Source organism: Corynebacterium sp. CCUG 51687 (genome assembly GCF_024453995.1).
In the GTDB taxonomy this organism is placed as follows: Bacteria; Actinomycetota; Actinomycetes; order Mycobacteriales; family Mycobacteriaceae; genus Corynebacterium; species Corynebacterium pseudogenitalium.
This window is the reverse complement of sequence record NZ_JAGPYT010000022.1, coordinates 1-9316: the sequence shown is the minus strand read 5'-3', so window position 1 is coordinate 9316 and position 9316 is coordinate 1. Positions and strand designations below refer to the sequence as shown.

Sequence of the window (9316 nt, the reverse complement as noted above, 5' to 3'; positions counted from 1 at the left end):
ATGGTACTGCACCTGGGAGGGTGTGGGAGAGTAGGTTACCGCCGGCCTATAACTTCATTTTCTTGTGTGTGGTGGGTGTCACTGTTCCCGTTGTGGGGGTGGTGGTACCCACCACACTCTTTTTTGTGCACCCCCACACAACAAACAAACAGGGATGGTTGTGTGTGGCCGGTTACCAATTCTGATCCACAGACAACACACCAAAAGTATTTGCAGCGCTTGGTAGTCGTCTAAAATGCCGCGTTACCGCGCATAGCGCCTAGCCCTGCGAACGCAACGCCGACGGCGAGCGTCCACAACAGATACTTCGCGCATGGTGCGTACCTGCGCTCTTTGAGCAGCATTCCTGCTTCTTTGGCGAGCGTTGACCATGTAGAGAGCGCACCAGCAAATCCCGTTCCAATGAACACTGCCCACATCGGCGCCATCGCGACTGTAAAACCGAGGACCATGGATGCAGCAGCGTTGGCCGTGAAGGTGCCCTTGCGCGGGGGGAGGGCGGAACTAATCCACCACCGTGTGGCGCCGCCTAACGCGCCGCCAAAGAACACTGCAGGGATAGCAATTGGGTCAATAAACACTATCGATCACCTGCCTCCTTGCGATCACGCATGGTGTCGCCAGCCCACCAGCCAGCGATGCAGAGAACAACGCTGGAGAGTACGTAGATGAACGCAGTGATTGCAGTCGTTTGCGCTGCGGCGACGGTGAGAGCGGAGAACGTCGTGAAGCCTCCGAGGAAACCTGTGCCGAGTAATGGGCCTGGTCGGAAGTAACCCATTGCGTAGCTGCCCAACACGTTGATGCCAAGCGTGACCAGAAATGCGTAATGCGGTGCTGCTGGCAGCACCGCAAGGAGTCCCGCTGTAAGCACGTAGCGCGTAAGTGCTCCCGTGCCAGCTCCGAGGCCTACAGCGAGGGGCTCATTCGACTCAATGTTTTGTAATTGCACACCAGAAGTCTACTAGTGCGCTTACTTCCAATTCATGCCTTGCTGCTTTACAAATACTGCAACCTCCTCGGGGCTGCGGCGAAGCTTCGGATCGAATTTGAGATACTCGCGAGTCTCTCGTGCGACGAGCCCGGAAAGCAGCAGCAGACCAATGAGATTCGGGACTGCCATGAGGCCGTTCGCCAGGTCGGAGAACGTCCATACGAGTTCGAGGTGCGTGGTGGCGCCGAGGAACGCTACGGCGGTGAAGAACATCTTGTATGGCAATGAAGCCCACTGGCCGAAGAGGGCGGTTGCGGCGCGTTCGCCGTAGTAGGACCAGCCCAGGATCGTAGAGAATGCGAAGAAGATGAGGGAAACGGAGACGATGTCGCCGCCCCAGGTGCCTGGCAGGACCGTCGAGAAGCCGCGTGCGGTCATGACTGCTGCCTCGTCGCGTCCCATGTCCCAGGTCCCGGAGGTCACGATGACAAGGCCGGTGATGGTAACAACGATCAGGGTGTCAATGAACGTCTGGGTCATGGATACCAGCGCCTGGCGGGTGGGGTGCTGGGTCTTCGCTGCCGCAGCGGCGATTGCTGCAGAGCCCATGCCAGACTCGTTGGAGAAGATGCCGCGGGCAACACCGAACTGGATTGCCATCATGATGGTGGAGCCGACGAAGCCACCGGTCGCGGCTGAGCCGGTGAACGCGTCGTGGAAGATGAGAGAGATAGCGGCAGGGATCTGGTCTGCCATCAAAGCGAGCGCGACGATGCCGCCACCGACATAGAGAACAATCATCAGGGGAACGAACGCTGCCGTGATCTTGCCGATGCCTTCAATACCACCCAAGATGGCTGCGCCGACGCCAATGAAGATCAGGATGCCGGAGACAGTAGGTTCGATGCCGAATGCTTCCTGCATGCCTGCAGCGATGGAATTGCCTTGAGTGAGGTTACCGATGCCGAAAGACGCGAAGATAGTAAAGAGCATGAACGCGACCGCGAGCACGGACCCCAGCGGGCCCGGGATTCCGCGGCGGAGGTACTCGTGTGGTCCGCCTTGTTGGCGTCCTTTGTCGTCGGTGGTGCGGAAGCGGACGCCGAGGTAGGCCTCGGAGTATTTCGACGCCATACCGACGATGCCTGTGACCCAGATCCAGAGCAGGGAGCCCGGCCCACCGATCGAGATCGCGGTGGCTACGCCGACGATGTTGCCGGTGCCGACTGTTGCGGCGAGGGCCGTCGTTAAGGCCTGGTAGTTGCTGATGTCGCCGGAGCCTTCTTCATTCTTATCGACGAACGCGTGGCGGGTTGCGCGGCCTAGTGTGCGGAACTGGATGCCACCCATTCGGACGGTCAGGAAGAGGCCCGTGCCGAGCAGCAGCGGGATGAGCAGGAATGGGCCCCAGACGAACGAGGCAATCGTACCGAGGGTTTCGTTGAGTTGCGCAGCCATCGTGATCCTTTCGCAATAGGGTGTGGGCCAGGTTACCTTTCTCCCGATAACGTGATTGAGATAATAGACACATAACCTCACGTGTGTACACGGTTTGTACGATTTTTCTGGCGGAAGTTTCCAAAAAAGGGAAAGATGGGTGTGAACGTATTCGAAAGGATGTTGTCGTATGGCTCATGAACGTGCTGGCCAGATTGCCCGCCTGGAAGATTTGATCGATATCGCGTCGTTGGTGACTGCTTACTACACCCGTGATGTAGACCCGCACAATCCTGACCAGCAGGTGGTGTTTGGTACCTCTGGTCACCGTGGTTCTTCGCTGGATAACGCGTTTAATGAGGTGCATATTCTGGCGACCACGCAGGCGATCGTCGACTACCGTCGTGAGCAAAACATTGGCGGTCCGGTCTTCATCGGGCGCGATACACACGCGTTGTCTGAGCCGGCGATGGTCTCCGCGCTTGAGGTGCTGTTTGGCAATGGGGTTGAGGTGCTTGTTGACGCCGCTGGGCGTTACACACCGACTCCGGCGGTGTCGCACGCAATCTTGTCGCACAACGCGAAGCTTTCTGGCGGGGTCACGGGTACTGATCCGAAGCGCGCGGACGGCATTGTGATTACGCCGTCGCACAATCCCCCGCGTGATGGTGGTTTCAAGTACAACCCGCCGTCGGGTGGTCCGGCTGACACGGACGCGACTGACTGGATTGCGAAGCAGGCGAACGAGTACATCGCAAACGGTTTGGAGGGCGTGAAGCGCTCCGCAGCGTCGGGCGTACTCGATGAGCGTGCGCAGCGCTACGACTACCTGAATAACTACATCAATGACTTGCCGAACGTCGTCGACATTGCGGCGATTCGTGAATCCGGTCTGAGCATCGGCGCAGATCCGATGGGCGGAGCGAGCGTCGATTATTGGGGTGCAATCGCTGAGAAGCACGGCCTGAATATGACCGTGGTGAACCCGGAGGTCGACCCGACCTGGCGTTTCATGACGCTCGACACTGATGGCAAGATTCGCATGGATTGCTCCTCGCCGGACTCGATGGCGTCGCTGGTGCACAATCGTGACAAGTATGACATCGCTACCGGCAACGACGCTGACTCGGACCGCCACGGGATCGTCACGCCGGACGCCGGCCTGATGAACCCGAACCATTACCTCGCCGTCGCGATTGAGTACCTGTTCTCACATCGCGAGGGCTGGGCGGACAACACCGCAGTTGGCAAGACGCTGGTGTCCTCGTCGATGATTGACCGTGTAGTGGCATCGCTCGGGCGCAAGCTTGTCGAGGTTCCAGTCGGCTTCAAGTGGTTCGTACCAGGGCTTATCGACGGCACCGTTGGTTTCGGCGGCGAAGAATCCGCGGGTGCGTCCTTCCTGCGGAAGGATGGCACGGTGTGGTCGACTGATAAGGACGGCCTGATTCTGGATCTGCTCGCGGCGGAGATTACAGCTGTGACGGGGAAGACGCCGTCGCAACGCTACGCTGAGCTCGCTGAGAAGTTCGGCTCCCCGGCATACGCTCGTATCGATGCCCCGGCGAACCGCGAGCAGAAGGCGACGCTGAAGGCGCTCTCCCCGGAGCAAGTCACCGCGACCGAGCTGGCTGGTGAACCAATCACCGCGAAGCTGACCGAGGCACCAGGCAACGGTGCACCGATTGGCGGCCTGAAGGTCACCACGGAAAACGCCTGGTTCGCGGCGCGACCATCGGGCACGGAGGACAAGTACAAGATTTACGCCGAGAGCTTCAAGGGCAAGGAGCATTTGGTGCAGGTGCAGCAGGCTGCGAAAGAGCTTGTTGCGCAGGTGCTCGGATAGAATGGCCAATCGTGACTGAGACACACGAGACCAAACAGGCAAGAGGCAAGCTGCTGGAAATCGCGTCGGCTGCGGCGCGATTTGGGCTGGCGGCTGTGTGGATTGTCGCCGGGTGGACGAAGATTGGCGCCCACATGGAAGTGGCGCAAAATATCATTGCGTACGAGATTTTCACCCATGAGTGGTCGAATATTTTGGCGCAGTGGATCGGACCGTTGGAGCTGGCCGGTGGCCTGCTCCTGCTGGCTGGCATCAAGCTGCGTGAATGCGGCTGGGTCTCGATCGGGGTCCTGGTGCTGTTCATCATCGGGATGTACTCGGCGTGGTCGCGAGGGCTGGTCATCGACTGTGGGTGCTTTGGCCCGCAGCCGTCAGATGAAGGCACGAACCTCATTGAGACGATCCTGCGTGACTTTGTCTTGATCGCGGCGACCTTGTTCATGATTTATGTGCCGTACAAGAAGTTTGCGATTTATCCATAGCCTCATCCAGCGATTAAGCTGTTGGGCAATTTCCAACGTCAAGGAGTAAATACGTGACTACCCGTAAGGTGAAGAACCCGAACGAGAAGAACGGTGCAGGGTTCATCTGGGCAATCGTTGCAGTGATTGCGATCGCGGCGCTTGTGATCGGCCTGATTTTCGTCAACGGCAAGAAGGGCCGCGAGGCAGCCATGGCCGAGAACATGATTGACACTACTGGCATCACTGTGAGCTGGAACGAGGACGACCACTTCATTCGCCTCGCAGCCGAAGATGTCGACGACGCCCCGATGGCAGAGCTCTACGAGGACTTTTCGTGCCCACACTGTGCAGATCTGGCAGTAGCGACGGATGAGCAGATGCTCGAGAAGCTGCGTGAGGGCAAGATCGAGGTCGAGCTGCGCCCGATGGTGACGCTCGATGGCCTGACCAATGGCCACTCCACGATGGGGCTGGCTGCGGAGCTGGCACTCGTCGCTAATGATGAGCCAGCGGCGATGATGAACCTCCGCGACCACCTGATGGTGAACCAGAGGGATGTGTACTCGAAGGTGACCGACGATGACCTTGCTGACCTGGCGCGTGACTACGGCGCGAGCGACAAGGCGGTGCAGGATATCCGTGATAAGACCTATTACGATGCTGCGCGCGCAATGTCGAACGGTAACTTGAAGTTGCAGCAAGAGCGCGGCGGTGAGGCGGGGACTCCGCGCGTCATGGTTGACGGCAAGGACGTTGAAGGCGAGATCAACAACTGGGTCGATACCGTCGCAAACAGCTAACTATATGTCCGTGTGGGGGCTGGCTGCATGATTTGTGGCCAGGCTCTCTTCACGTGTATGGTGATGAAAGCTCGTAAGAGTTCAAGGGGCTATGGCGCAGTTGGTAGCGCACCACACTGGCAGTGTGGGGGTCACGGGTTCGAATCCCGTTAGCTCCACAAGAGGACAGCTCCCCATTGGTTTGATTACAAAACCGGTGGGGAGCTTTTTTGTTGTTATGAAAGGTAACTGGTCCCCCGATTAAGGGTGTGATGCAGATTACTAACCATACTTAAAGTGATTGAAGAGTCTCTAGGTCGTGCTAACTTAAGGAATGGTCATATTTTTCATCTTGATGCTGTTTTGGTCTAGGAGGGCCAATGAAATCACCAACATATAAGAGCATCTTGGGGTTCTTGCTGACATTCCTGTTGGTGTTTACGGGAGGTACTGCGCCGGTAGCGCGAGCCTTCCAAAACACTGATGTAATGTACCTGACCTTCACCCCGGATCCTGCGGTTGAAAAGCCGCTTACCACCTACCGTGTGGATTACTGGGCGCAGGGCGACAACAAGCAGCGGCAGATGTTCTCAAGTGTCTTGCCTAATGGCGACCTGTATGCGACTGTCGCAACGAAAGAACACCCCTTAAATTTCCAGGTGTATCGTACAGATACCCTTTCGCTCCAGCAGGGCGAGCAGGAAAACCGCATATGGGAGTCCGCAGTCTTTGAAGGCGTACAGACCGGTAACTCGGTGTATGCAAAGGCAGACGCATGCTCCTTCAGCTATAAGCCCGATGGGCCGTTCCGTACTGGAGCGCAGTGCGCATTGCAGGTGAGCTTCACCCCTGATCCTGCTGTCTCAGAAAGCGAGTACAACCTTTGGGTTTGGTACGGAGAGAATGACGGAACGTCAGTTCCCTTTACTGGAAAGAATGGGGCTGGGCAGCTTACTGCAGAAATCCCGTCCGTTGCTGGGCACGACAAGGTCAACTTGATTGTGCGTCGCTCGACTGCCGAGCGGGAGTGGGCGTGGCAATCGAAGGACCTGCGCGATATCCCCACCACGGGGCATATAACTATTGATGCCGACAGCAGCTACGAGTTCACTCCTGCAGAGGAACCGAATGGGTTGTCAACGAAGGTTTCGCTCACCGTGCACTATGTGCGGCACGATAATAACTACGAAAACTGGAATGTGTGGACCTGGTTGCCGGATGAGGACGGGCATAGGGTAGATTTCACGGATGATCACACTGCTACCATCACGCACGAAAACCCCAAGGGGATCGAGAAAGTTGGTCTTGTAGTGCGGCGCTCGGATCCTGGTAATGAGTGGGCGTCGAAAAATAGTCCTGATGACCTTTATGTTTCGGACTTCCCGGATGGAAAAGCCGAGATCTGGCTAGTTGAGGGTGATTCCACGATTTATTACTCCAAGGACGACGTGCCACCGGCGCCTGAGAACAAGTGCTCTGCGTTGCACTCGAAAGAGTTTAACGAGAAGTATTTTTACGACGGCGAGCTCGGTGCGATCTACAGCCCGGATAAGACCACGTTTAGGGTCTGGGCACCAACGGCAAAGTCGGTAGAATTCGTAAACTACTCTGACGATGCTGCTGCGACTCCGATGAAGCGGGGTGAGCGCGGAACCTGGGAACTCACCCTCGATGGTGACAAGCAGGGCTTGGAGTACCGCTACCGGCTCACGTTTGAAAACGGAACAGTCAACGAAGCAATTGACCCGTACGCGCGGGCAGTGACTGCAAATGGAACACGCACCGTAGTTATCGATGCGGAGAAGACAGCCCCAAACAACTGGGACGGCAAGCGGATGGCACCGTTTTCTTCGATGCGCGACGCCATCATTTACGAGGCGCATGTGCGTGACCTGACCATCGGGCCTGACAACGGCATCACAAACAAGGGGAAGTTCCTGGGCCTGGCCGAAGCCGGGACCAAGACGCAGGCGGGTAACCTGTCCGGCTTGGATTACTTGAAGTCCCTCGGCGTCACCCATGTGCAGTTGCTGCCGATTTACGACTTTGGGTCCGTGGACGAGACCGGTGACTTGTCGTTTAATGCACAGTACAACTGGGGCTACGACCCACAGAATTACAACGTTCCTGAGGGCTCCTATTCGACGGACCCCCAGGACCCAACCGCGCGGATTGTGGAGCTGAAGTCCATGATCTCAACGCTGCACGACAACGATATTCGGGTCATTATGGACGTGGTGTACAACCACGTATACACCCCGGAAAACTCGCCACTGCAGCAGACGGTTCCCAACTACTTCTTCCGGATGGATTCGAACTGTAACTTCTTTGACGGGACCGGCGTCGGCAATGAAACTGCTTCAGAGCAACTGATGATGCGCAAGTACATCGTCGACTCTGTGACGTACTGGGCAAAGAACTATGGAATCGATGGGTTCCGTTTCGACCTTATGGGGATCCATGACGTTGAGACGATGAACGCCGTACGCGAAGCACTCAACGAGATTGATCCGTCGATCGTTATCCTCGGTGAAGGCTGGGAGATGGGGAACCATCCAGCCGGCGTACTTGGTGCGAACCAGAAGAACGCCGACAAACTGCCTGGCATTGCTTTCTTCAACGATCAGTACCGCGACACCGTCAAGGGCGACAACTTCGAGCTGACGCACACCGGCTTCATCAACGGAGCGAACCAGGAACACCGCTCGTGGGACTTGCTGAACAACATTAAGGGTGCCCAGCACGTGCGGGACTACCTCGGCCCGGAGCAGTCCGTGGTGTACAACGAGGCCCACGACAACTACACGATGTTTGACAAGCTCAAGGGCAGCATGCCGCACGCCTCTGATGGAGAGATCGCAAAGCGGCACACGCTGGGTACCGCCACGCAGTACTTGGCGAACGGTGCAGTGTTCATTCACGCGGGGCAAGAGTTCCTGCGCACGAAGTCGGGCGATCATAACTCGTATAAGTCGCCCGACGCAGTCAACGTATTCGACTACGACAGGGCGGCACAGTTCGCAAAGGAAGTTCAGTTCTTCCGCGACCTGAACGCGTTCCGTAAGCAGTACGATTTCATGCGCCTACCAAGCTATGAAGCGATCAACAGCAAGTACACTCACGAAATCACTGCGGAAGCAGACAGCATCAACACGAACCACGTGGGCTACACCGTGAAGGATGCATTTGCAGGTGATAGCGACGCCTTCGTGTACGTGAACGCTGCATCCGAACCATGGCAGGCCCCACTGCCTGCTGGCGAGTACGAAGTCATGATTCAGGGGATGGATGTTTACGGCGAGCCACGCGCTCTTTCCTCAACCGGAGAGGTTGCTGTTCCACCGTTGAGTATCATGCTGCTGCGAGAGACCCCTGAGCCTGAGACATCGCCGAACCCGACTACGAGCGAGGAGCCGAGTACGACTGCCAAGCCGGAGCCGAGCGTGAAGCCAAGCACGAGCGCGACCGCGAAGCCGAACCCGACTACGAGCGAGGAGCCGAGTACGCCCGCGAAGCCGGAGCCGACGACGACGGTGAAGAGTTCTACAAAGGCAGTGCCGTCACCGAGCACGTCTGTCAAGCCAACCACGTCTACAAAGTCGGAGCCGAGTACGACTGCGAAGCCGGAGCCAAGCGTGAAGCCGAGCACGAGTGCAAAACCAGAGCCGAGTTCGTCTGCCAAGCCGGAGCCGACGACGACGGTGAAGAGTTCTACAAAGGCAGTGCCGTCACCGAGCACGTCTGTCAAGCCAACCACGTCTACAAAGTCGGAGCCGAGTACGACTGCGAAGCCGGAGCCAAGCGTGAAGCCGAGCACGAGTGCAAAACCAGAGCCGAGTTCGTCTGCCAAGCCGGA

The 9316-nt window shown here is 57.4% G+C and carries 7 protein-coding genes and 1 tRNA gene; 5 read left to right on the top strand and 3 right to left on the bottom strand.

Features of this window, described 5'->3' with window-relative positions; all coding sequences use genetic code 11:
- Positions 1–230 precede the first annotated feature (230 nt).
- Genes KBX13_RS11325 through KBX13_RS11315 form a run of 3 tightly spaced genes read right to left on the bottom strand, consistent with a single transcriptional unit; the run spans position 231 to position 2392 of the window.
- On the bottom strand, positions 231–581 hold the full coding sequence (locus KBX13_RS11325) for a CrcB family protein (RefSeq protein ID WP_256007910.1): 351 nt from the start codon (positions 579–581) through the stop codon (positions 231–233).
- Positions 581–952, bottom strand: coding sequence for a CrcB family protein (locus tag KBX13_RS11320; RefSeq protein WP_256022261.1), 372 nt, complete (start codon positions 950–952; stop codon positions 581–583). The genes KBX13_RS11325 and KBX13_RS11320 overlap by 1 nt, the downstream gene beginning before the upstream one ends.
- Before the next feature lie 21 nt (positions 953–973).
- Positions 974–2392, bottom strand: a complete 1419-nt coding sequence (locus tag KBX13_RS11315) for a sodium:alanine symporter family protein (RefSeq protein ID WP_256005444.1) — start codon at positions 2390–2392, stop codon at positions 974–976.
- A gap of 169 nt (positions 2393–2561) precedes the next feature.
- On the opposite strand from KBX13_RS11315, the gene pgm reads away from it, so the two are divergent.
- The 5 genes from pgm to pulA all read left to right on the top strand — a co-directional run.
- The gene (gene pgm / locus KBX13_RS11310) at positions 2562–4217 is read left to right on the top strand and encodes a phosphoglucomutase (alpha-D-glucose-1,6-bisphosphate-dependent) (protein ID WP_256022260.1); all 1656 of its coding nucleotides are present in this window, start codon (positions 2562–2564) and stop codon (positions 4215–4217) included.
- An 11-nt stretch (positions 4218–4228) separates the two neighbouring features.
- Positions 4229–4699, top strand: a complete 471-nt coding sequence (locus KBX13_RS11305; protein ID WP_070361965.1) for a MauE/DoxX family redox-associated membrane protein — start codon at positions 4229–4231, stop codon at positions 4697–4699.
- A gap of 53 nt (positions 4700–4752) precedes the next feature.
- Complete coding sequence (locus KBX13_RS11300) at positions 4753–5481, top strand: DsbA family protein (protein WP_070361966.1); 729 nt, start codon at positions 4753–4755, stop codon at positions 5479–5481.
- An 85-nt stretch (positions 5482–5566) separates the two neighbouring features.
- A tRNA-Ala gene (locus KBX13_RS11295) sits at positions 5567–5639 on the top strand.
- Between the two features lie 201 nt (positions 5640–5840).
- On the top strand, positions 5841–9316 hold a 3476-nt coding region (pulA, locus tag KBX13_RS11290), incomplete at its 3' end, for a type I pullulanase (protein WP_256022258.1).